Origin of the sequence: Mesorhizobium sp. BR1-1-15 (genome assembly GCF_020165475.1) — a bacterium.
Lineage (GTDB): Bacteria > Pseudomonadota > Alphaproteobacteria > Rhizobiales > Rhizobiaceae > Mesorhizobium.
The window spans coordinates 39295-60978 of the sequence record NZ_JAIUIF010000024.1; the positions used below are offsets into that span (position 1 = coordinate 39295).

The 21684-nt window shown below is 63.4% G+C and carries 18 protein-coding genes and 1 tRNA gene; 3 read left to right on the forward strand and 16 right to left on the reverse strand.

Features of this window, described 5'->3' with window-relative positions:
* Positions 1-8: 8 nt before the first annotated feature.
* From LB541_RS26960 to LB541_RS26975, 4 genes are all read right to left on the reverse strand, one after another.
* Entirely contained in the window at positions 9-1145 is a 1137-nt protein-coding gene (locus tag LB541_RS26960) for an ABC transporter permease (RefSeq protein WP_140501031.1), read from the reverse strand.
* A complete protein-coding gene (locus tag LB541_RS26965) occupies positions 1146-2153 on the reverse strand; it encodes an ABC transporter permease (protein WP_140513339.1) in 1008 nt (335 codons plus the stop codon).
* Positions 2154-2265: 112 nt separating this feature from the next.
* Complete coding sequence (locus tag LB541_RS26970; RefSeq protein ID WP_140672509.1) at positions 2266-4347, reverse strand: ABC transporter substrate-binding protein; 2082 nt, start codon at positions 4345-4347, stop codon at positions 2266-2268.
* A 110-nt stretch (positions 4348-4457) separates the two neighbouring features.
* Positions 4458-5924 (reverse strand): alpha-glucosidase/alpha-galactosidase, encoded by a 1467-nt coding sequence (locus tag LB541_RS26975; protein ID WP_140672510.1) that lies wholly within the window; start codon positions 5922-5924, stop codon positions 4458-4460.
* A gap of 211 nt (positions 5925-6135) precedes the next feature.
* Between LB541_RS26975 and LB541_RS26980 the strand changes: the two genes are divergently transcribed.
* Complete coding sequence (locus tag LB541_RS26980; RefSeq protein ID WP_181167335.1) at positions 6136-7044, forward strand: AraC family transcriptional regulator; 909 nt, start codon at positions 6136-6138, stop codon at positions 7042-7044.
* A 37-nt stretch (positions 7045-7081) separates the two neighbouring features.
* Here the strand turns inward: LB541_RS26980 and LB541_RS26985 are convergent, their stop codons facing one another.
* The 5 genes from LB541_RS26985 to LB541_RS27005 form a co-directional block, all read right to left on the reverse strand.
* Positions 7082-9109, reverse strand: coding sequence for an aldo/keto reductase (locus LB541_RS26985; protein ID WP_140672511.1), 2028 nt, complete (start codon positions 9107-9109; stop codon positions 7082-7084).
* Positions 9110-9145: 36 nt separating this feature from the next.
* On the reverse strand, positions 9146-10225 hold the full coding sequence (locus LB541_RS26990) for an ABC transporter ATP-binding protein (protein WP_140672512.1): 1080 nt from the start codon (positions 10223-10225) through the stop codon (positions 9146-9148).
* A gap of 8 nt (positions 10226-10233) precedes the next feature.
* Positions 10234-11070 (reverse strand): carbohydrate ABC transporter permease, encoded by an 837-nt coding sequence (locus tag LB541_RS26995; RefSeq protein ID WP_140513329.1) that lies wholly within the window; start codon positions 11068-11070, stop codon positions 10234-10236.
* Positions 11067-11927, reverse strand: a complete 861-nt coding sequence (locus LB541_RS27000) for a carbohydrate ABC transporter permease (RefSeq protein ID WP_224619984.1) — start codon at positions 11925-11927, stop codon at positions 11067-11069. Before LB541_RS27000 ends, LB541_RS26995 begins: the two co-directional genes overlap by 4 nt.
* Before the next feature lie 160 nt (positions 11928-12087).
* Positions 12088-13359 carry an extracellular solute-binding protein gene (locus LB541_RS27005; RefSeq protein WP_140567750.1) on the reverse strand — a complete coding sequence of 424 codons (1272 nt, stop codon included), beginning with the start codon at positions 13357-13359 and terminating at the stop codon, positions 12088-12090.
* A gap of 104 nt (positions 13360-13463) precedes the next feature.
* Here LB541_RS27005 and LB541_RS27010 point away from each other — a divergent pair, with 104 nt between their 5' ends.
* Both LB541_RS27010 and LB541_RS27015 read left to right on the forward strand, forming a co-directional pair.
* The gene (locus LB541_RS27010; protein WP_140633737.1) at positions 13464-14336 is read left to right on the forward strand and encodes a helix-turn-helix domain-containing protein; all 873 of its coding nucleotides are present in this window, start codon (positions 13464-13466) and stop codon (positions 14334-14336) included.
* A gap of 172 nt (positions 14337-14508) precedes the next feature.
* Positions 14509-14584: transfer RNA gene (locus tag LB541_RS27015), tRNA-Phe, on the forward strand.
* Between the two features lie 180 nt (positions 14585-14764).
* Here LB541_RS27015 and LB541_RS27020 read toward each other — a convergent pair.
* From LB541_RS27020 to LB541_RS27050, 7 genes are all read right to left on the reverse strand, one after another.
* Positions 14765-15487, reverse strand: a complete 723-nt coding sequence (locus tag LB541_RS27020) for an AprI/Inh family metalloprotease inhibitor (protein WP_181172013.1) — start codon at positions 15485-15487, stop codon at positions 14765-14767.
* Between the two features lie 69 nt (positions 15488-15556).
* Positions 15557-15874, reverse strand: coding sequence for a curli-like amyloid fiber formation chaperone CsgH (gene csgH, locus LB541_RS27025; RefSeq protein ID WP_181167438.1), 318 nt, complete (start codon positions 15872-15874; stop codon positions 15557-15559).
* 62 nt (positions 15875-15936) lie between these two features.
* Positions 15937-16632 carry a hypothetical protein gene (locus LB541_RS27030; RefSeq protein WP_140525781.1) on the reverse strand — a complete coding sequence of 232 codons (696 nt, stop codon included), beginning with the start codon at positions 16630-16632 and terminating at the stop codon, positions 15937-15939.
* Between the two features lie 26 nt (positions 16633-16658).
* A complete protein-coding gene (locus LB541_RS27035; RefSeq protein WP_224619985.1) occupies positions 16659-17153 on the reverse strand; it encodes a hypothetical protein in 495 nt (164 codons plus the stop codon).
* Between the two features lie 267 nt (positions 17154-17420).
* Positions 17421-18617 carry a CsgG/HfaB family protein gene (locus tag LB541_RS27040; protein WP_181170965.1) on the reverse strand — a complete coding sequence of 399 codons (1197 nt, stop codon included), beginning with the start codon at positions 18615-18617 and terminating at the stop codon, positions 17421-17423.
* A gap of 56 nt (positions 18618-18673) precedes the next feature.
* On the reverse strand, positions 18674-19255 hold the full coding sequence (locus LB541_RS27045) for a curli assembly protein CsgF (protein ID WP_210239494.1): 582 nt from the start codon (positions 19253-19255) through the stop codon (positions 18674-18676).
* A gap of 181 nt (positions 19256-19436) precedes the next feature.
* The gene (locus tag LB541_RS27050) at positions 19437-21620 is read right to left on the reverse strand and encodes a beta strand repeat-containing protein (protein WP_140686518.1); all 2184 of its coding nucleotides are present in this window, start codon (positions 21618-21620) and stop codon (positions 19437-19439) included.
* Between the last annotated feature and the right edge of the window lie 64 nt (positions 21621-21684).

A 21684-nucleotide genomic window follows, 5' to 3' on the forward strand; every position in this document is an offset into this window, starting at 1 on the left:
CAGCCACCTCAATAAGGATCGACGGCGTCGCGCAGGCCGTCGCCCAGCGCGTTGAAGGCAAAGACGGTGACCAGCACGAAGCCGACCGGCGACAGGATCCACGGATAGGTGCCTATGACGGAGTAGGTCGCGGTGTCCTGCAGCATCAGCCCCCAGGAGATCAGTGGCGGCTTCACCGCAAAGCCGAGAAAACCGAGGAAGGATTCGAGCAGCACAACGGTCGGGATCGCCAACGTCACCGCGACGATCACATGGCTCATCACATTGGGGAAAATGTGCTGCATGATGATGCGCCGGTCGGTGGCGCCCACCGCCATGGCGGCGCGTACGTATTCAATGCGCGCAAGCGCCAGCGTCTTGCCGCGCACCTCGCGCGACATCTGCGCCCAGCCCAGCGCCGACATGACGATGATGACGAAGGCGAGGAAGACGTTGGTGGGCGCGGTGACCGGGATCAGCGTCGTCAGCGCCAGATAGAGCGGCAGCTGCGGGAAGGCCAGCACGAGTTCGACGAAGCGCTGCATCCAGACATCGAACCGACCGCCGAAATAGCCGGAAGCCATGCCGACCGTAGTGCCGATGACGGTGATGATGAAGACCACCGTCAGCGCGATCATCAGCGAGACGCGCGAGCCATGGATGGCGCGCGAGAGCACGTCGCGTCCGAACTTGTCGGTGCCGAGGAAATGCACCGGCTGGCCGTCCATCGAACCGAAGAAATGCCGGTTCGCCGCAATGAGCCCGAAGAGCCTGTAGGGCGCGCCCTCGACGAAAAGGCCGAGCAATCTTGGATGATCATAGTCGGGACCGACGATGGGCTGAAAGGTGACCGGATCGAGATCCGCCGAATCCGCCAGCGCATAGACCCTGGGCCGGGCGACGAAATCGCCGTCCCTGTCGTGGAAAGCAGGCAGTTGCGGCGGCGCGAAGGCGACATCGGTCACCTTCGGGTCCATCGGCGCCAGGAACTCGGCGAATACCGCCATGAGGATCAGCAGCACGACGAGCCAGAACCCCGCCATGCCGGTCCAGGAGCGCTTCAGCCGGCGCCAGACGAGCGCGGTGTAGCTCTCGTTGCCGTGCGCGGGTCTCTCGACGGGTCCTTCAGCCGGCAGCGGCGGTGGCGATGTATCGCGGGCCAACATCTAGCTCTCCCCGAACTGGCGCACGCGCGGATCGAGCAGGACCAGCAACATGTCGGCGATGATGTTGCCGACGATCAGCGTCGCCGACAGCACCATCATGAAAGTGGCGGTGACATAGACGTCGCCGACCGCCATCGAGCCGACGATCGCCGGGCCGACGGTCGGCAGCGCGAAGATGATCGCCGTCTCGATTTCGCCGGTCAGCATGTAAGGCAGCACCACGCCCTGATACATGACCAGCGGATGCAGCGCATTGGGCACGGCGTGTCGCATGACGACGGCGCTGCCGGTCAACCCCTTGGCCTTGGCCGTCTCGACATATTGGGCGTTCAGCGTGTCGAGCAGATTACCGCGCATGACGCGCATGTTGTAGGCGAGCCCGCCGAAGGTGGCGATCGCAACCACCGGCCAGACATGCTTGACCAGATCGAGGAACTTGGCCCACGACCATGGCGCGCCGCCATATTGCGGCGAGAAGAAGCTGCCTATCTCCGAGACGTTGAACTGGAAGACCAGGAGATAGACGATGATCAGCGCCATCAGGAAGCGCGGCACCGTCATGCCGAGGAAGGAGATGGCCGAAAGTGTCGAGTCGATCCAGGTGTATTGCCGGGTCGCCGCCCATATGCCGAAGGTGATGCCGAGCACCGAGGCGAGCAGATGGCACACAAGCGCCAGGATGAGGGTGCGCGGCAGGCGCTCGCCCACAACGTCGGCCACCGGCTTGTTGTAGTAGAGGCTGTAGCCGAAATCGCCGCGGGTGACGATGCCGCCGATCCAGTTGAGATACTGGACGGGCAGCGGCTTATCGAGGCCATGTTCGATCCGGTAGGCGTTGGCCTGCGCGTCGGCTTCGGCGAAGGAGGCGCCTCCCTGGTTGATCAGCTGCGAGCGGATGTAGTCGGCATAATCGCCGGGCGGTGCCTGGATGATGGCGAAGGTGACGAGGCTCAGTATGGCAAGGACCGGGATTGCCGACGCTATGCGCATGAGCAGAAATCGCAGCATGGACGGTCCGCTTCCTCGTCTTGCCGATCGCGTCCTTTTGGTGCGTTCGGAGGTTGCCTTTGTCCGGCCGCGCCAGCGGCGCGGCCGGAGGTCTCAGTCAGGGGAGGTAAACTTACATCGGGCCCTTGTCTCCAGGCTTGCCGGGCAGCTCTTCCGGGAACAGTTCGTATTTCGCCTGCTTGTCGGCCGCCACGAAGACCCGCTCGCGGATGATCGAATCCTCTGCCCAGTTGAACATGTAGATCGGCGTGCCCCTTGGAACGTTGGAGAAGCGCTTATTGACGATCAGCGCACCGGGATATTCCGTCAGGCCGACATTGTAGACGTGCTCCGTCGAAATCTTCTGGAAGTCTCTCATCAGGGCGGCGCGCTGGTCATTGTCCTCAGACGTGACAAATTTGTTGACGATGTCGACGAGGTCCTTCTCGAAAGGCATCAGGTCGACCTCGCCGCTTTCAGGTGCGCGGTGATCCCAGCTGGTCTTGGGGCCGACGGGAGCGAGCTGCACGGTGTTCTGCACGATGGAGGTCAACTCCTGGTCGTTGCGCCGGATCAGCCAGTCGAAGCGCCCGGAATATTGCGAGGCATCGCGCTGCGTGCCGTTGAGACCGTTGAGCACGATCCGCAGCCCGAGCTTCTCCATCTGGGCGACAACGCCTTCGGCGAGGCTCTTGTCGGTGCCGTAGTCATTGTTGACCAGCATGACGATCTCGACATTCTTGCCGCCGGCCGTGCCGGCCGGGAAGTTCACGAAACCGTCGCCATCGGTATCCTTGAGTCCGGCCTTGGCGAGTTCGGCCTTGGCGCCCTCGAGGTCGAAGGGATAGTAGACCGTCGACTTGCGGTCATAGAAGCTGGTGCCGGAGGACAAGCCGCCGGGGTAGATGGCGGTGAACGGCCCCTTGACCAGGGAGTTGCCCAGCGCCTTGCGGTCGAGCGCCATGGTAACGGCCTTGCGGAAATCCTCATTGCGGTTCAGCTCGCGAATCGCCTGACCGCGCTCGTCCGGGTTGCCCCAGCCATTAGCGGAAAAATTGAGGCGCAGATTATAGCCGATCAGCCGTGGACCGAACGCCAGGCGTGCAGGCGCATTCGCCTCCGCGGCCCGCTTCAGCGAGGCGACGAAGTTCTCCGGCTGCTCCAGATTGGAGAAATCGCCCGAGCCGGCCACCGCCTGGACATCGCGGTCGGCCCAGGTGGACAGCTTGTAATGTAATTCGTTGAGGTAGGGCAGCTGATTGCCCTTCTCATCGACCTTCCAATAATAGGGATTGCGGCGCATGACGATGATGTCGTCTGGCCGGTATTCAACCGGCACCCAGGCGCCCATGACCGGCATGTTCATATATTCCGGCGGGAAGGCGTTCTTGAACTGGTCGTAGGTGTTCTTCGAATATTTCGGATGCTGCGGCTTCAATATGTGCGCGGGGCCAGGACAGAAAGTGCCGTAGGCCATCGCGTAGAGATACTGTTTCGGGAAGGCTTCCTTGAAGGTCCACTCGACGGTGTAGTCGTCGACCTTCTTGAGCGTGGTGCCGACGCCGAACGTTTCCTGGGTGGCACCATTGAGCGGCGAGACATTGGGATCGACGACCTCGTCGTCCCAGTAGAACATGACGTCGTCTGAGTTGAAGGGCGCGCCGTCGGACCATTTGGCACCCTCGACGAGGTGCATGGTGAGCTTGTGGCCATCCGCCGACCAGTCCCAGCTTTTGGCGAGGTTGGGCAGCGGTTCGGTGTCCTTGGCCTCGACCTGGAACAGCGGCGCGGTGCGCGTCAGGCATTCGGACAGGCCGATATCGATGCCGCCCCATCCCTGCGTCTGACCGGCGCCGTAGTTCCAGCCTTCCGGCCGCCCGCCGATAACGTGGCGCATTGTATCGCCGTAGACGCCGATGCCATCAGGCATGTTGCCCGTCTTGAAAACCAAGGGCTCCTTCGGCAGCCTGTCTTTCACCGGCGGCAGCTTGCCGGCCTTGACGTATTTCTCGGTCACCCAGTCCGGCTCGTGATAGTCGGGCAGCGCCTTGAACTCCAGGATGGAGTCGCGCGGCACATAAGTGATCTTGCCTTCGGCCGGAAACGCCGCCGGTACCGGCGGGACCGTCGGCTCGGAGGCGAAAGCGTTAAGCGCCGGGACGGAAACGCCCAGCGCCAGTCCCGCGACCATGCCAATGCTGCGTAGGTTCCTCATTGTCTCCTCCCTCGTGTTCGGACGTTTTGTTTTGCTGCTGCTCGTCTTCTGCCCGGACGGCGACCGCGGCGGACCTGTCTCCCGCAGGCCCGTCGCCGCCACCTGGGTTTTCAGCCGGCCTGCTTCAGCGCGGCCTTTTCGGCGCGCAACTCCTCGATCGAGCGGACGCTGCGCCAAGCGGCGCCCGCCCATTCGCGGGTCTTGACCCTGGATTTCGACAACCTCTCTTTTGCCGCCGGAACCGCATGCGCAAATTGCGGCAGCCAGGCCGCTTGGGCGACGACCATTTCGTCGACCATCTGCCAGACCTCCTCCGGTGTCGATACCGCACCAACCAGCGGGTCATGCAGCACGGCAAGCTTGAGCAGGTCGATGTCGCCGGATATGGCGGCATGCACCGACATGCGCTGGACATTGATCGAGGATATGCAGGTCGCGGCACATGCTTCCGGCAAGGTGATGCCGGCCGCCATGTTGATGCCGAAGCGGTCGACGAAGCCGGGCGATTCGACGATGGCGTCCTGCGGCAAATTGGTGATGACACCGTCATTCTTGACGTTGAAGTGGCCGCGATAGACGCGGTTGGTCTCCAGCGCCTCCAAGATGTGGCTGGCATGCTCGTTGGAGCGTTTTGACGGATCGATCGGCTTCGACGCCGCTTCGAGGAATTGCGGATATTCCGTCTCGAACCAGTTGCGGGTCTCGGTGGAATAACGGAGATAGCCGCCCGTCTCGCCATGGATCCAGTCGGACATGTCGATCCAGCGGGTGATCTCGTCCGGGCGCTTGCGGTACCAGGGAAGATACTCGGACAAATGGCCGTTGCTTTCGGTCGAATAGACGCCGAAGCGCTTCAACACGTCTATGCGCAGCTTTTCCTGCCTGGAATAGACCGGGTGAGCCTCGAAGGCGGCGACCAGCTCGTCCTTGCCGATTTCGCGCCCGTTCAGGCGCAACTCGATGAACCAGGTCTGGTGGTTTATGCCGGAACAGACATAGTCGAGCTCCCGAGGTGACTTCGCGCCCAGTACCTCGGCGATCTGCTCGGCGCCGTGCTGGACCCCGTGGCACAGCCCGACCGTGTCGACCTTGCCGTACTCGATCGCCGCCCAGGTGTTCATCGCCATCGGGTTGGCATAGTTGAGGAATTTCGCATCGGTCTCGGCGACATCGCGTATATCTTTGCAGAAATCGAGGATCACCGGGATGTTGCGCTGGCCATAGAGGATGCCGCCGGCGCAGATCGTGTCGCCGACGCATTGGTCGATGCCGTATTTCAAGGGGATCCTGATATCGTCGGCATAGGCTTCGAGGCCACCGACCCGCACACAGCTGATGACATAACGAGCGCCCTCGAGCGCCTCGCGGCGGTCTGTCGTCGCCGTCACCTTGGTCGGCAATTTGTTGGCCTCGACGATCCGGTCGAGGATCGCCTTGATCATCTGGAGATTGTGCTCGCTGACATCGGTCAGCGCGAATTCGATACCCTTGAATTCCGGCACGCACAGTATGTCGGTGAACAGTTTCTTGGTGAAGCCGACGCTGCCGGCGCCGATAATAGCGATTTTGAAACTCATCACCTTCACCTCGATCCGATCGGATGCTAGGCAAGGAGCAGCAAGGGAGGATATGGCCACACGCCAAGGCGCGCGTGCCAATCGAGCCGAATTCCGGCTTTTCTCCTCCCGCCCGCTCCTCGACCGCGGGTTCTTCACGTTCTTCGGGGATGGATTATGCGCTTATTCGCGAGCGCGGCCAGAGAAGGATTATGCTTTCAAGGGTAATTTTGTGCTGCGGGATCTGATCGCCAACGGACAGTCGATGCGCACGATCTCGCTGCCGCGCGGTCGCCAGCGCCTGCATGCCATGCCGACGAGCACCGGCTACGAAGTGCGCGAAGGCGAAATCTATGATTGGGACGGGCGCAAGCGCGGCCAGACGCCATTCACCGTGCTCCAGCACACGATCAACGGAAGCGGCCGGCTTCGCTATGAGAACCGCGACTATCGCCTGCAGCAGAACGACACGCTGCTGGTGCTGGTGCCGCACAACCACCGCTACTGGCTGGCCAAGGACGAGCGCTGGGAATATTTCTGGATCTCGATGAATGGCGAGGAGGCGCTGCGCATCCACAAATCGATCCTCGACGTCTCGGGTCCGGTGTTCCGGCTGCAGCCGGAGACGATCGATCATCTCGCCGATTGCAGCCTGCGTCTCATCAACGGGGCCGCTGCGCCGGGGGCGGCTTCAGCGATCGCCTATGAGGCGGCGATGGCGCTCTACGACGATGTCTTCGGCTCGCACGCCTTTGCGGAGAAGCAGAGCGCCATGCAGCCGGTCATCGACCACATCAACGCCAATCTCGACAGGCCGCTGCCGGTAGCGGACCTCGTCCAGATCAGCGGCCTCAGCCGGGCGCACTTCTCGCGCTGCTTCGCCGAGAGCGAAGGCATCCCGCCCGCGGAGTTCGTACTGCAGCAGCGGCTGCAACGCGCCGCCAAGCTTTTGACCAAGGCTGACTTCCTGCCCGTGAAGGAAGTCGCCATCCTGTGCGGCTTCGAGGACGCGAACTATTTCTCGAAGGTCTTCCGCCGCTGTTACGGCATTAGCCCGGGCCAGTTCCGCACCACCGGCATGTATGCCAGCATGAGGGTTCCGGCCAGGCGCGACATCAGGGTGTCCGACGACGAGACCTGACCCCGTCGCCGTCCAGCGCAGCCTTGCATGACATGCACTACGCCGCTTGCCGGCTGCCGCCGTCCAGCCATTGGAGATCGGCAGGTGAAAGCGCGATGTCGAGGGCGCGCAAGCTGTCGTCCAGTTCGCCCAGCGTGCGCGGGCCGATCAACGGCACCGATGGGAAAGGCTGGTTGAGCACATAGGCGAGCGCAATATGGATCGGGCTCTTGCCCAGCCGCGCGGCAAGTTCGATCGCCCGGTCGCGGCGGCCGAAATTGCGCTCCGAGTACCAGACCCGCACCAGTTCTTCATTGTCGCGCCGGTCGCGCCCGGCGCGTTCGGTGAAGAAGCCGCGCCCTTGGCTCGACCAGGCGAAATTCGGCATCTGCCGGGCGGTCAGCCAGGCCTTCCAGTCATCGGTGGAGGAGGTCACGCAACCGGCCCAGATCGGCTCCAGCATTTCAGCCAGCGAGAAGTTGTTGGAGAGCGCGCCGGGCTTTTGCTTGCCGGTGCGCTCGGCATAGGCGATCGCCTCGTCCATGCGCTGCATCGTCCAGTTCGAGCCGCCGAACGGGCCACGGATGCGGCCTGCCTTGACCTCGCGGTCCATCGCATCGACGAATTCTCCGACGGGCACGTCCGGATTGTCGCGATGCATGAAATAGATATCGACATGGTCGGTCTGCAGGCGGTCGAGCGACTGGTCGAGCTGCTTGCCGATCACGTCGGGATAGCAGAGCGGGGAATGCGCACCCTTGGCGATGACCACCGATTGCTCGCGCACGCCACGGTTCTTCAGCCATTGTCCAAGCAGCGTCTCGGTGTAGCCGCCACCATAGACATAGCCGGTGTCGAACAGATTGCCGCCTGCCTCGAAGAAGGCATCGAGCAGGATCGACCCCGAGGAGAAGGTGCGGAAGTCCTCGAAACCGAGCGCCACGACCGAGGCCGGCTTCGACAGGCCCGGAATGCCGCGCTTGGCGATCGCCGTGCCGCCGGGGCGCAAAGGCCGGCCGGAGATGGTGTTGGTGCGCAGCGGGGCCTTTTCGATCTCGTATTCCAGCCCCACGGCCGCGCGCCATCTGTCGAGCACGCGCAGTGTGCCGAGGCTGTCGGCCCAGGCCATGCCCGGCCAGGCGAATTCCTGCCGCCCGGAGAGGATGGCGTCGCCGGCGGCGTCGACCTCGAAGGAATACACGTGACGCTTTTCGTTCACGCTGATGGTTTCGCGCACGCCGTCCGCGCCGATCACATCGATCCGGCCGAGGCCGACATCGCGGTCGCCGCCGGCGAACCAGAAATCCGGCACTTCGATGCGGCCCCTGGTGCCGAAAATCCTGAGCACATTGTCCTGGTTGAGGGAGATGCTGCAGGAGACCTCGGCGACGATGCCGCCCGGGAAATGCAGCAGCGCGGAGGCCCATTCGTCGACGCCGGACTGGCCAAGATGGGCAACGCCGGTCACCTTGTCCGGCTCGAGGAACGGCTTGCCGGCCGCGGCGCCGGCAATCAGCCGCGCCATCGAGACGGGATAGCCGCCGACGTCCAGGATGCCGCCGCCGGCGAGGTCGTTGGCATAAAGCCGGTGCTGCGGCATGAAATCAGGCATGGCAAAACCGAAGCTCGACTTGATCATCCTGATCTCGCCGATGACGCCGGATTTGATCAGTTCCACCAGCTTCAGCGTCTGCGGGTGCAGCCGGTACATGAAGGCCTCGCCGAGAAAGGTGCCGGCCTTGCGCGCCGCATGCATCATGGCGTCGGCCTCGAAGGCGGTCAGCGCCAGCGGCTTTTCGCACAGCACATGCTTTCCCGCGTCCGCCGCCCGGATCGCCCATTGCGCGTGGCCCGGGTGCGGGACCGAAATGTAGATCGCGTCGATTTCCGCGTCAGTGAGCAACGCTTCGTAGCCCTCGAGAATGCGCGCGCCGGGAAAGCTCTGCGCCAAACTCGGCTTGCCCGGATCGCGCGCACCGATGGCGACCAGCTTTCCGTTGCGGGAGCCGGCGACGCCGCCGGCGAAGGCCTTGGCGATGCTGCCCGGGCCGAGAATGCCCCAGCGGATGGGCGTGGTTGCAGTCATTGTCATTCTCCTTGCGGGATGGGAAAGGGCAGCCGATCAGCGCAGCCGCAGCCCTTTTTCGTCGAACAGGTAGGATTTGCGGATGGATACGATGATCTCTGATGTCTCGGGGACCTTGGCCGCGTCGCGCTGGATCACCACGTCCTCCCCATTGGCCGTTCTGGCGTAGAGAAAGCTCGTACCGCCCAGGTGCTCGACCACATCGATGGTGACGGCAAGATCGGCGTCGCCTTCTCCGGCGCTGCCAAAATGTTCGGGTCGCACGCCAACGATGACCTTGCTGCCGATTGCGGACGCGGCGCCCTTCAACGGCTGCGTGATGCGGGTCTTCTCCTGGCCAGCGAGTTCCACCACGACCCCGCGCGCATCGCAGCCGACGACGCGGCCCTCGATGAAATTCATCTTCGGCGAGCCGACGAAACCGGCCACGAACTGATTGTCGGGATTGTCATAAAGATCGAGCGGGCGGCCGATCTGCTCGACATGGCCGCCGCGCAGCACGACGATCCGGTCGGCGAGCGTCATCGCCTCGGTCTGGTCGTGCGTGACATAGATCATGGTGGTGCCGAGCTCCTTGTGCAGGCGCGAGATCTCGACCCGCATCTGGACGCGCAGTTCGGCGTCGAGGTTGGACAGCGGCTCGTCGAACAGGAACACCTGCGGCTCGCGCACGATGGCGCGGCCGATGGCAACGCGCTGGCGCTGGCCGCCGGAGAGTTTCTTCGGACGGCGCTCCATCAATTCGCTGATGCGCAGGATCTCGGCCGCCCGTTTCACCCTGCGGTCGGTGTCGGCCTTCGGATTGCCGGTCATACGCAGGCCGAAGGAGAGATTCTGCTCCACGTTCATATGCGGATAGAGCGCGTAGGACTGGAACACCATGGCTATGCCGCGGTCGGCCGGCTCGACATCGTTGACCACCTTGCCGCCGATGGCGATCTCGCCATCGCTGATATCCTCCAGCCCGGCGATCATCCTGAGCAGCGTGGACTTGCCGCAGCCAGACGGACCGACGAACACGACGAACTCGCCATCCCTGATGTCGATGTTGGCGCCATGGACGACCTCGAAAACGCCGAAGCGCTTGACGACATTCGTGAGCGTGACGGTTGCCATGCCTACCCTTACTTGACCGCGCCGGCGGCGATGCCGGCAATGAAATGGCGTTGCAGCAGCACGAACACGATCAGCATCGGCACCGTCAGCATTACCGCGCCCGCCATGATGCCGCCCCACGACACTTTGGTGAGGCCGATCAGCGTGCCGAGCGCCACCGGTGCGGTCATCGCGCCGGGCTGGCTGTTGATCAAAAGCGGCCAGAGATAATTGTTCCAGGACGCCAGGAACAGGATGATGCAAAGGGCGGCCAGCATCGGCCGCGCCAGCGGCAGCGCGATGAAGACGAAGATGCGCCACTCCTTCACGCCTTCGACGCGGGCGGCATCGAACAGGTCATCGGGCATCATGGAAAAGCTCTGGCGCATGAACAGCACGCCCAGCGAATTGAACAGCGGCGGCACGATCAGCGCCACCCAGGTATTGGCGAGCTTGAAATCGCGCGCCACCATGATGAATTGCGGGATCAGCACCACCGCATAGGGAAGCGTGATGGTGCCCAGGATGATGGCGACGACCAAGCCCTTGCCGACGAACCGGTAACGCGCCAGCGCCCAGCCGGCCATCGACGTCAGCAGCACCGACAGAAAAGTGTAGGTGACCGCCACCGAGACGGAGATGAAAATCGCGCCGACAAAGTCGGTGTCGCGCTGCAGGTTGTTGAAATTGTCCACGAAATTGCCGTGCGGCAGCAACTCGATGCCGGGGCTGAAGATGCCGTTGTCCGGCATGGTCGAGAACACGACCATCATCCATAGCGGAAACAGCCAGATCAGCGCCAGTGGCGTGAGGAAAAGATGCAGCAAGAGGCTGCGCTTCAGCCTGGCCGAGGCGAGCGAGCTCATTTCGGTTCCCTCGTCAGCCACAGTTGCACCAGCGTGATGGCGATCGCCAGCCCCGCCATGGTGTAGGCGACGGCCGAGGCGTAGCCGAAATTGAGCGACCGGAAGCCCTGGCGATAGAGCAGCAGGCCGAGCGTCTCGGTGCCGCCGCCCGGCCCGCCGCGTTCGGTGATCAGGAACGGCTCGGTGAACAGCTGCATGGTGCCGATGATCGACAGCACGGTGCAGAACACGATGACCGGCTTCAACAGCGGCAAGGTGATGAAGAAGAACTGCTTGAGCTTGCTGACCCGGTCGAGCGTCGCCGCCTCGTAGACGTCCTCGGGGATGGACTGCATGCCGGCCAGAAGGATGATGGCGTTGTAGCCGGCCCAGCGCCAGGTGACCGCGATCATGATCAGCGCCATGGCCGGCGTGACATTGGAGAACCAGTCGATCTTGGGCAGCCCAACGCTGTTCAGGAGCTTGTTGATGATGCCGAAATCGAGGTTGAACATCAGCCGGAACACCGCGGAATAGGCGACCTCGCCGACCACCACGGGAGCGAAGAAGGCGAAGCGGTAAAGTCCTCTCGCCTTCAGGAGCGGCGAATTCAAAAGCACGGCCATCACCATCGCCAGCGCGATCATCACCGGCACCTGGATGACGAGGATGAGCAGCGTGTTCTTCAAGGCATTGAAGAAGGCCGGATCGCCGATCAGCCGGCCCCAGTTGAAGCCGGGCGCAAAGCGCCAGGGCACGGTGCGCGTCGCCTGGAACGAGATCACGAACGAAGAGATGATCGGCCATACCCAGAAGACGGAGAAGATCAGCAAATAGGGCGCGAGGAAACGATAGGCCGTGGCGTTGCGGTTGCGCATCGTGCTCCTCCTTCTCTCGTCGGCGTTTCAAGCTGTGGTCCCGCGCGCAGCGGCAACCGGTTGGTCGGGACATGCGACATTTCACACGTCCCGCGAGGAAGCCCCGCGGGCCGCGGTCGGGGGGGGGGGGGGCATGCCTGCCCGGACCCCGTCTGGGAGGTTATGACTTGACCGGCAGTCCGGTCGCCGCCGCGATCTGGCCGGCGGCATCGTCGAGTGCCGCCTTGGCATCGGGATAGCCGCCGGCGAGATATTTGGTCTGCACCGCGCGCATGATGATTTCGGCGTCGCTCTGGAACTGCGTGCCGCGGCTGGGGACGATCTTGGGCAGGGTGGCGAGGATGTCCTTCCACACCGCCTGGCCGCCCCAATAGGGCAGGCCTTCAGAGACGTAGGGGTCGTTCAGCGCCGAGACCAGCGAGGGAACGAGGCCGAACTCCTTCAGCATGGTGATCTGGCCCTCATTGGTTTCGAGCGTGTATTTCAGGTACTCGTAAGCCGCTTCCTTGTTCTTCGACCCGGAAGCGATGGCCAGCGACGACCCGCCGAGATTGGCGGCGCGTGGCCCGTCGGCGGTAAGGCTCGGCATCAGGTAGACGCCCCATTTGCCGTTTTCGCCAGCCGATTCGGTGCGGATGGTGCCTTCATACCAGCCGCCATAGACCTGGGTGGCGACGGTGCCGGCGGTGTTGTTGGTGATCTTGGTGCCCCAGTCGGCCGAGGAGATGACGCCGGCGTCCTTCATCTCCTTGATCTTGGCCAGCGTATCGATGCATTTCGGCTGGTTCACCGTGATCGACTGGCCATCCTCGGAGAAATAGCCGCAGCCCTGTTCATTGGAGATCATGCGGAAGAATTCGGTGTCGCCGTTGAAGTCGGCGTTGGTCATCGTGACGCCGGGATTGGCGGCCTGGATCTTCTTGCCGGCGGCAATGAAATCGTCCCAGGTCTTGATCGACGCCGGATCGACGCCGGCCTTTTCGTAGAAGTCGCGGCGGTAGAAGGCGGCGACCGGGCCGGAATCCCACGGCATTGCATAGGCCTTGTCGCCGACTTCGAGCTCGGTGCGCTTGAAATCGGGGAATTTCGCCTGGTCCTCTGCGCTGTAGCCCAGCGTGTGCAGGTCGACAAAGCAATCGGGAAATTGGCTCCAGTAATTCTCGGCCTCGCCGTTCTCGATGGTGACGACATCAGGCAGGCCGACGCCACCGGCGGCGCAGCCGGCGATCGATTTGTCATAGGTCGGCTGGTTGCCGAGATCCTGGACGGTGACCTTGATGTCAGGATGCAGCTTGTTGAACCCGGCAATCGTCGCCTTCAGCGACGAGGCGGCGATGTTCCAGCTCCAGATGGTGATTTCGCCCGATTGCGCGAAGGCCGGGGCTGAACCCAAGGCAAGCGCGAGCGCGGCGCAGGACAGTGTGATGCGCATTGAAATCCTCCCATTTCATTTGCTCTCTCTGCGAGCCGGGCTAGACTATGCGGTGCGGAAGGCTTGTCCCCGACAAAGGGAATACGAAATTGGCGGAAAGTAAGATGCCGGACCGGCAGTTTTACCAGCCTGGCGCCAGCAGCGTGGAAGGAATGCCGCTGCTGTTGCAGATGTTCCACACCGCTCCCCTGGTGATGCTCAAGCCGCATTGGCATGCGCAGGTCGAGGTGAACTTCATCGTGCGCGGCAGCGTGCATTACCGCATGAACGACCACGAAATCTCGCTTTCGGCCGGTGAGATGTGTCTGTTCTGGGGCGGACTGCCGCACCAGATGGACGATTTGAGCGACGACGCCATCTATGCCGGCGCGCATCTGCCGCTGGTGCATTTCTTCCGGCTGCATCTGCCGGCTGACATACGTCACCGGCTGATGACGGGTGCCACGCTGGTGACCAGCGCCACCGATCAGTCCGACAACGATAATTTCGACCGCTGGAACCGCTACGCCCGCTCCGGCGACCCGGCCAAGGCCGAGCACGCCGTCAACGAACTGTTGCTGCGGCTCGAGCGGGTGCGGTTCGAGCCCTACAGGCTGGTGCCGGAAAACGCGGCCGGACAGGAAGCGGGCAGCCCGTTCGACCAGCAGTCGTCGCGCAATGTCGGGCGCATGTGCGATTTCATCGCCGAGAATTTCCTCTACGACATCGATTGCATGAACATAGCGGCGGCCGCCGACCTCCATCCCAAATACGCCATGAGCATCTTCAAGAAATCGACCGGCATGACGCTCAACGAATATGTCAACCTGTTGCGGCTGAGCTATGCGCAGGCGCTGCTCATGCACCAGGACGCCAATGTGCTCAGGGTCGCGATGGATTCGGGCTTCGGTTCGCTCAGCGCCTTCAACAAGTCGTTCCGGAAGCTCGCCGGCATGACACCTACGGATTTTCGCAAGGGATTGGCGGGCGCCCGATAGCGGCGGTGAGGCGCGGAAACCAGCGGATCGGGCGGCACTTCTTTTCCTGCCGGAAATCCACATCTGGGCGCTGGACAGGCCGGATTCCCATGCTATAACCCACGCGCTTTCAAGGGGACGCCCACGGCGCTTCCATGAAATCCGGAGCGCGAGTTTTCGTAAGCCGGAACAGGCCCAGATAGCTCAGTTGGTAGAGCAGCGGACTGAAAATCCGCGTGTCGGTGGTTCGAATCCGCCTCTGGGCACCATTTCCCCCCAAGCCGCTGATTTTCCTGAAGCGTTATTTTCCAAGGGTTTGACCCACCTCGACTGTCACACACGCTGTGATACAGTCGAGGAATGGACGACATGCGCAAGATACCAAACACAATCATCCGAAATGGCATCTACTATGTTCACGTCCGCGTACCGAAAGACCTCATAGAGAGTTAGCCGCCCTGCTTGGGGCAAGAGTTGTCGAAGGTGACGATGGCCCAGCGGTTCTGGCGCAAGGCCAACTTGCGCATCCATCCGGTCCTCTCCCCGAACTTGGCGCGGCACCAGGCGCCGTCGGTCGCCGTCATGCACAGTTCGGTCGTGACGCAGGTTTGCGACGGAACCACGCCGACCACCTCGGCGTCGTCGCGCGCCTCGGCGCGGACGTTCAGGTTAACCAGGACCTGGACGCTGGCGCCTTCCGGCGCGGGAGGCGCGGCCTGTGCCGCATCCGCGCACTTGCCGGTGAAGCCCGAATAGAAGCAGCCCCCGGCCCGCTTGGCAGTCTTGAGCATGGCCGCCGTTCCGGCAACACCGACCTTCTCGAAGATCAGCGGAGCGCCCGATACGCTGGTGCCGCTGATCCGCCGCTGGTTGCCGCCAAGACGGGCGATCACCGCTCCGGCCGCATCGAACAGGGCCATCTGACCCTCGCTCACGCCCCAGGAACTGACCAGAGCGGCATCGCCGCGGCAGCCCAGCCCCTTAATGGCGAAGCGGCCGTTCGCATCGGCTGTCGACCCCAGCGCCATGTGGCAAGTTGAGGGAAGGTTGGAATAGCGCGCATCAACGAGCTGCCAAGTGCCGCTGAATGCCTGAACGAACTGGTCCACGGACTGCGCCCGTACCACCGTGGCCGGGAACGACATGCCCGCCACGGCCAGAACGACGGTCAAAAATCTCGCAACCTTCATGATGCCCTCTCCGCTACGCGAAAGTCGAAAATTAGGGAGCTAGCGACTTCCTCAGGGCTCGCCCGCCGAAACCTCGGCCTGGCCGACGACCCTGCCGTCCTGCCGGAGAACAACCCTGATGGAGATGTGGTCGCCCTTGGCGAGAGACAGCGCAGTCCTGGCTATGTCCTGGGATTGGCCGGCGGAGAGCCTCAGTGTGCGGTTCTGGCGCGTGGTCATCGTGCCCGAGCCGCCCGTCCGGTCGATCTCAACCGAGCCCTCGATCTCCACAACGCCAAGGCCGACGGCCGATGCAGTGATCTGGACCCCGGCGCCCGTGGGCACGATGGCGATGGAGGGGACCGCGACGGCGCCTCCGTGCTGCGCCACCGCGCCGCCTGCACCGCAGGCGGCGGCAAGACCCACGACGAGTGCAGCCGCGCCGCGCATCGCTAGAAACCGGTCTGGGTGATCGAAACTGTTCCCGGCGCCGTCGAGAACACCTGCATGCCTGTCACGCCTACCGGGCTAAGATTGTTGCCGTTCTGCGTGATGGTCACGGCGGTGTTGGCCGCCACGGACGTGGAGAAGGTGTTGCCGTTGCCGTTCTGAACTATCTCGCCGCTGCCACCAGAACCCACGGTGAGTGAGTTGGCATTGCCGCTGCCGTTCTGCACGATCAGACCGGTTGCGCCACCGCCTACGGTCAGCGATGCATCGTTGCCATCGCCGAGCTGCAGGACGGCGCCAAGGGAATCGGCTCCAAATGCGCTCAACTGAGCCGAATTGCCCAACGTCCCGCCAGCCGAATTGTCCTGGAGAAGAAACAACTGACCACCATCGCCTTCGATGGTCAGCGTTGCGGTGTTGCCCTGGCCTGTCTGAAGCGCGGACGGCGCAGTCGCCTGGTCCATCCGGTACAGGTCGCCGACAGCAAGCGTGCCGCCGAGCGCGTTATCGATCATCTGCTGCGTCGGGCCGGCGACAAGCGAACCGGTGGCGCGCGACTGGTCTGACGACAGGACGTTTCCCTCGAGCGCGCCAGGAGGGCTGGTCTGGATGATCTTCAGGACGTTATTGTCGCCAGCAAAGGCCGGAGAGGAACATAAGACGAGAGCGCTCGCCAGAACAGCCGTAGATTTGCGCATGATGCGAACAAGCTCCCTGTGTTGCGTCACCAGGATGTCTGCGAGACGCTGACCGTATTGCCGTTTCCGGACTGTGAAAATCCCACGACGTTATTTCTTCCGGATTGGGTGACGGCTGCCTGATTTGCCATGCCCGAGATCGAGGCTGTAAGCCGGTCGCCGCTGCCCTCCTGCGCGAAAGTGAAGAGATTGTAGCTGCCGGTTACGCTGGCGATGATGTGGTCGTCGAATCCGCTCCGTGTGATCGAACCGGGCGTGAGGCCAGCCGAGAGGATCGCTCCGATGAAGGACGGGCCAAGCGGGCCGCCGTTGAAATCGCTCTCGATGTTGACGTCGATCACGTTCGCCGCGCCGAGACCGTGGTGGGCCTGAAGAACGGACACCGCATTGAGGCTGCCGCTCACGCCGAGCATGAGCGAATTGGACAACCCGTGCTGGGCCAGGATAACCAGTTCGTTGCCGGCCTGGGCAGGCGCCGACGCCAAGACGACGCCCGCAACAAAGACAGAATGCAGATTCATTGTTACAGTCCCCTCGTAATGTGGGGAGATCATCGCAAGTGCTGCCTAATATTCGGGCCTCGGGATCGATCAAAGTTGAAGCAACGTCGCTTTCTCCGGTCCGACCGAAGACAAGGTCATTGCTGGAGCACGACGGCGCTCTGCCAGAACCAGCCTGAGGCGCAACGCCACCGAACTGGTTGCTGTCGCCGTGCACCGACGCCAGGAGGGTAAGCGCCACACCGCCCTTTGCGTTGGAGAACGGATTGAGAGGGCCCATGAGCATCGTCAACGCACCGGCGCTATCGAGGCCACATAGTCACGTTGCCGGGCCGCCTTCGGAGTCGCGGCAGGGTTTGGCGCCGTCGCCGCGCCGGCGACCGCAGGCGAAGCCTCGGGAACGGCCACGCCCGGCTCAAGCGAGCCGACGGTTTCGTCCGGCGCTGCGGGAGGCGGAGCCACGGGGACGGGCGCGCCCGGCGGCGGAGCCGCCAGAGCCGGAGTCGTGCGTCGCGGCGCAGCCGCCGCGCGCGGCCATGCGGCTGTCGTCTCGACGACGTCCGCGGCGTTGCGTGTCTTGGGCGGCGGCACGATTTCAGCGGCCGCGGTCAGCTTGGTGCCATACTTCTCGTTGCGGTAGTCGGCTATCAGCTCGCGTCCTGCATCCCGGTCCTCGAACGACCAGACACCGAGTTCGGCGCCCTCGATGATCATACCCATCACCGCCTTCTCGATGGCCTGCTGCACGGCGATCTGCTTGGGCTCGTTCTGGGTGACGCCCGCCTCAGCCTCGAGGATCTTGTCCAGGGCGACATAGCGGAATGCACCGCCCTGCAGCGCGTAGGAGGCGATCATCTTGTGGACCGCCACGCTGGACAGCACCTCGCCCGTGTTCGTCGAAACGGCCCGCAAAGTGACGGTCACAGTGTCCTGCTGCCACTTCACATCGCCGCCGATGCCCAGGTAGCGCGCGCCGATGCCGCCCGTCATGGTGTTGGTGTCGTAACCGGTGATTCCGCCCTGGAGGATGATGCCCGCGTGATCGAGCGGCGGCAGGATCCGCGCGTCGATACGCTGCTCGTTGCGGTAGAGCCGCCGCATCTCGGTGACGATCTGCCGTTCCTTGAGCAGGTCGTCAAGGCGGGCACGGTCGAGCACAGTGAACCAGCGCTTCTCGCCAGCATCCTGCAAGGCCTTGATCAGCATGGGCGCACCGCCCTGGGTGACAGCCCGCGACAGGGTCTGGACGTTCTCGCGTTCCTTGTACTGGCCGGTGAGATCGGGGAAATCGTAGACGGCGACGGTAATTCGCTTCGAGGGGGCCGGGATGGTGCGCAGGCTGTGGCTCTGCTTCGTCACAGGCGTATAAACAGGCTGCAGAACGCCTTCGGTCGGCACCGCCTGGCATCCGCCAAGCACTGACACGAGTGCGCCTACGACGGCGACCCTTGCGATCTTTGTCCCAAAGCGCCGGCTTTTCGGCATGTCGGCCTCCCGTGAGGCCGCTGCCCGCACTCGCACTGATCCATCCCGCATCGAAATCAATTGAGCCCCGGGCTGAGCGACGTGCTCGACGTCAGGTCGCCGCTCAGGGCGCCGGTGTTCAATCCGCCGGACAGAGCGTTGCCCGACTCCAGGCCACCAGCGCCCTGCATGAGGGAATTCACGGTGTTGTTTGTCGCGACCAGCAGGGGCACCACGATCTCGGTGACGCCGGTCGGGTCAGTGATGATCAGCCGGATCGAATCGACGGTCCGCTCGAAGGTGACGGTCGTCTCACCGAAACGGACCGTACCCGAGTCCTGGGGATTGTCACCGAAGATCGCCTCGGTAACCTGACTCGCGAGCCCCGAAAGCAGGCGGCTCTGGAGCTGGCGGATGAAGAGGTCCGCGTCGGTGGAGCCCGGATCGCTCGGATCCGTCGAATCCGTGCCCGGGCCTGGCGTGCGGGCCGTGGCCGTACGCTGGGCGTTGGCGAGGCCGAGCAGGTGAGACGAATTCAGCGGGCTGCCGCCGAAGGAGGGGTTGACCGGAGTGTAGACCATATCCTGAGCGACCGAACCGCCCGCGGCAGCCAGAACAACGCCAGCGGTCAGAAGCGCCGCACAAGCAGTCTTCATCATCTCATCTCCCCCAACACCTTGCGAATGAAAACCGCCATAACGGCGTTTCTTGCAAACACTTCCAGGCACCGTTTCCGCCACCCTGCCGCTTTCCCCCACGTACATGACAGGATCGCTATTGCGCCTGCGCCCGGCCTCACTGCGCTTTTACGGGACGTGCTGGCGGGGCGGCCTGGCAACCCTACTGCGAGACGCCGATGCTGTTTGAGCTGCCGATCTGGCTGAACGATGCATAGTTGCTGTTCCCCGCCTGGACGATCGCGACCTCGTTGCCGGTTCCCATGACCGACCCGTCGATCGTGTTGCCGCCGCCGATCTGGGCGAAGGCGAACTCGTTCAGATTGCCGACGACGTCATAGGTCAGGCTGTTGCCCGACAGCGCCGAGGACGAGTCCTGAAGCGCCCTGCCCGCCACGAGTTGACCGCCAGACGTGCTGACCAGCAATCCCGCGGCGCCGGTCAGGCTGCCACTGCCGTTCGAGTCCCCCTGGAAGGTCATGCTGACCGTATTGAAGCTGCCGTTCTGGTCGATCGCTACATCGTTCTGGTCGCCGAAGATGTCGACAGAGCCGGTATTCACGTCTCCTGTCTGACTCAGCGTGACCTCATTGGCATTGCCGTTCGCCAGCGCCACCGCGTCGTTGAAGGTGCCGTCCTGATCGACGTCGAACTGGTTGCCGTCCCCGTAGATCTCGATGAGCGCGCTGTTGATGGCGCCGTCCTGGGCGAGCGTTGCGCCGTTGAGGTTTCCGGTGACGACCATCCCGCCCGTATTGCTGCCCTCCTGGTCGACCGCCACGTCGTTCTGGTCGCCCTGGATGTCGACTGTCGCTTCGTTGGAGCCGGCCGCGCCGAGTTGATCGACGACAAGGTTGTTGCTGTTTCCATCGACGCGGATCCCGGCTTCATTACCGAAGGAGGAGATGGCTTCCTGGTCGAGCGAAACGACGTTGAGGTTTCCGGTGACGAACACCTCGCCCGTATTGCTGCCGTCCTGGTCCACCGCCACGGCGTTCTCGTCGCCGAGAATGTCGACGGTCCCGTAGTTGCTGCCGATCACGCCCAGCTGGTCGAGCGAAATCGTGTTGGCGTTCCCGTCGACGTCGATCTCGCCGACATTGCCGAACGAAGCGAGGCTGTCCTGGTTCAGGACCACCGCATTGTCGTCGCTGCTGCCGGCGGTCCGGGATCCGATCAGGACCTCGCCGAGATTGGCGATTCCGATCTGGCTCAGTGTAAGTTCGTTGGAGTTGCCGTTCGCAAACGCCAGCGCCTCGTTTGCCTCGCCAATCTGGGCAATGCCGAACTGGTTGCTGTCTCCGCGGATCTCGAGTTCGGCGCTGTTGACGTCGCCTTCCTGCGATACCGCGACCTGATTGGCATTTCCGTCCACAGTGCCGACGATCCGGTTACCCAGCCCGTCCTGGACGAAGCCGAACAGGTTGCCGTCGCCGGTCGCGACATAGCTCAGGTCGTTGCCTTCCCCGGTCTGGCGAATGCGCGACTGGGAGATCCCCACGCCCAGCGCCACCCCGGTGAAGACGCCGGACGTCACCCCGTTGCCGGCACCCGAGAAGGTCAGCCTCGCGGTGTTGTCCAGGGTGCCGGTGTTGGTCTGGCTCAGCTCGCGAATCTGGTTGCCATTGCCGCCGCCCTGGGTCACCGACGCGACGTTCGTGCCGCCGCTCGAGGCGCTGTTGATCTGCGTCGCCGTGTAGACGAGCTGGGAATTGCCAGTCTGGTTGACGGTCAGCTGGTTGCCGAAGCCGGTCTGGTGCGCGCCACTGCCGTCATTGCGCGGGCCGCTGCTGGTGTTGCCCACGCGCGAAGACTGGCCGGTCTGGGTGATGGTGACGTCGTTGGAACCGTCCGCGGCGCCGCCGGTGAAGGTCTGCCGCAAGTTGGAGACGCGTGCCGACCAGCCGCCGTTCTGGGTGATCGTTGCGTTGTTGGAAGAGGTCGTCGCAGACGTGCCGCCATTCTGCTGCACCTCGAAGACGGCCTGGTTGGCACCCGTCTGATCGATTCGCAGATAGTTGGAGTTTCCGATCTGGTCGATGCCAAGACCCGCCTGGTCGCCCGGCGCTCCTGCCCGGTTGATCTGGTTGCGCGGCGGGCTGTTCACGTTCGAGTCATGCGTCTGGTTGATGATCAGCTCGTTGTCGGTGCCGTCCTGCCGGATTCGCTGCGTCGTATGTCCGGCTCTGTTGCCGACGGCCGAACCGTTCGACTGACCCTGGACGATGGAGGCCGAGTTACCGTCGCCGATCTGGTCGATATAGGCCTCGTTCTCGCTGCCTGCGAGTGCCGCCCCCATCAAAAGTCCGACCGCCGTGGTGGTCGCAAGTGTCAGCTTGAGTGTCATCGTGTAACTCCTGTCACGCGGTTGAATGTTGCTCGAAGACGTCGGCCGGGCGGCTTCCCGCCCG

Bases quoted from the DNA above. Each gene is read 5' to 3' on its own strand.
- LB541_RS26960 (WP_140501031.1), bottom strand. From the start codon at position 1,145: ATGTTGGCCCGCGATACATCGCCACCGCCGCTGCCGGCTGAAGGACCC.
- LB541_RS26965 (WP_140513339.1), bottom strand. From the start codon at position 2,153: ATGCTGCGATTTCTGCTCATGCGCATAGCGTCGGCAATCCCGGTCCTT.
- LB541_RS26970 (WP_140672509.1), bottom strand. From the start codon at position 4,347: ATGAGGAACCTACGCAGCATTGGCATGGTCGCGGGACTGGCGCTGGGC.
- LB541_RS26975 (WP_140672510.1), bottom strand. From the start codon at position 5,924: ATGAGTTTCAAAATCGCTATTATCGGCGCCGGCAGCGTCGGCTTCACC.
- LB541_RS26985 (WP_140672511.1), bottom strand. From the start codon at position 9,109: ATGACTGCAACCACGCCCATCCGCTGGGGCATTCTCGGCCCGGGCAGC.
- LB541_RS26990 (WP_140672512.1), bottom strand. From the start codon at position 10,225: ATGGCAACCGTCACGCTCACGAATGTCGTCAAGCGCTTCGGCGTTTTC.
- LB541_RS26995 (WP_140513329.1), bottom strand. From the start codon at position 11,070: ATGAGCTCGCTCGCCTCGGCCAGGCTGAAGCGCAGCCTCTTGCTGCAT.
- LB541_RS27000 (WP_224619984.1), bottom strand. From the start codon at position 11,927: ATGCGCAACCGCAACGCCACGGCCTATCGTTTCCTCGCGCCCTATTTG.
- LB541_RS27005 (WP_140567750.1), bottom strand. From the start codon at position 13,359: ATGCGCATCACACTGTCCTGCGCCGCGCTCGCGCTTGCCTTGGGTTCA.
- LB541_RS27010 (WP_140633737.1), top strand. From the start codon at position 13,464: ATGCCGGACCGGCAGTTTTACCAGCCTGGCGCCAGCAGCGTGGAAGGA.
- LB541_RS27030 (WP_140525781.1), bottom strand. From the start codon at position 16,632: ATGCGCAAATCTACGGCTGTTCTGGCGAGCGCTCTCGTCTTATGTTCC.
- LB541_RS27035 (WP_224619985.1), bottom strand. From the start codon at position 17,153: ATGAATCTGCATTCTGTCTTTGTTGCGGGCGTCGTCTTGGCGTCGGCG.
- LB541_RS27040 (WP_181170965.1), bottom strand. From the start codon at position 18,617: ATGCCGAAAAGCCGGCGCTTTGGGACAAAGATCGCAAGGGTCGCCGTC.
- LB541_RS27045 (WP_210239494.1), bottom strand. From the start codon at position 19,255: ATGATGAAGACTGCTTGTGCGGCGCTTCTGACCGCTGGCGTTGTTCTG.
- LB541_RS27050 (WP_140686518.1), bottom strand. From the start codon at position 21,620: ATGACACTCAAGCTGACACTTGCGACCACCACGGCGGTCGGACTTTTG.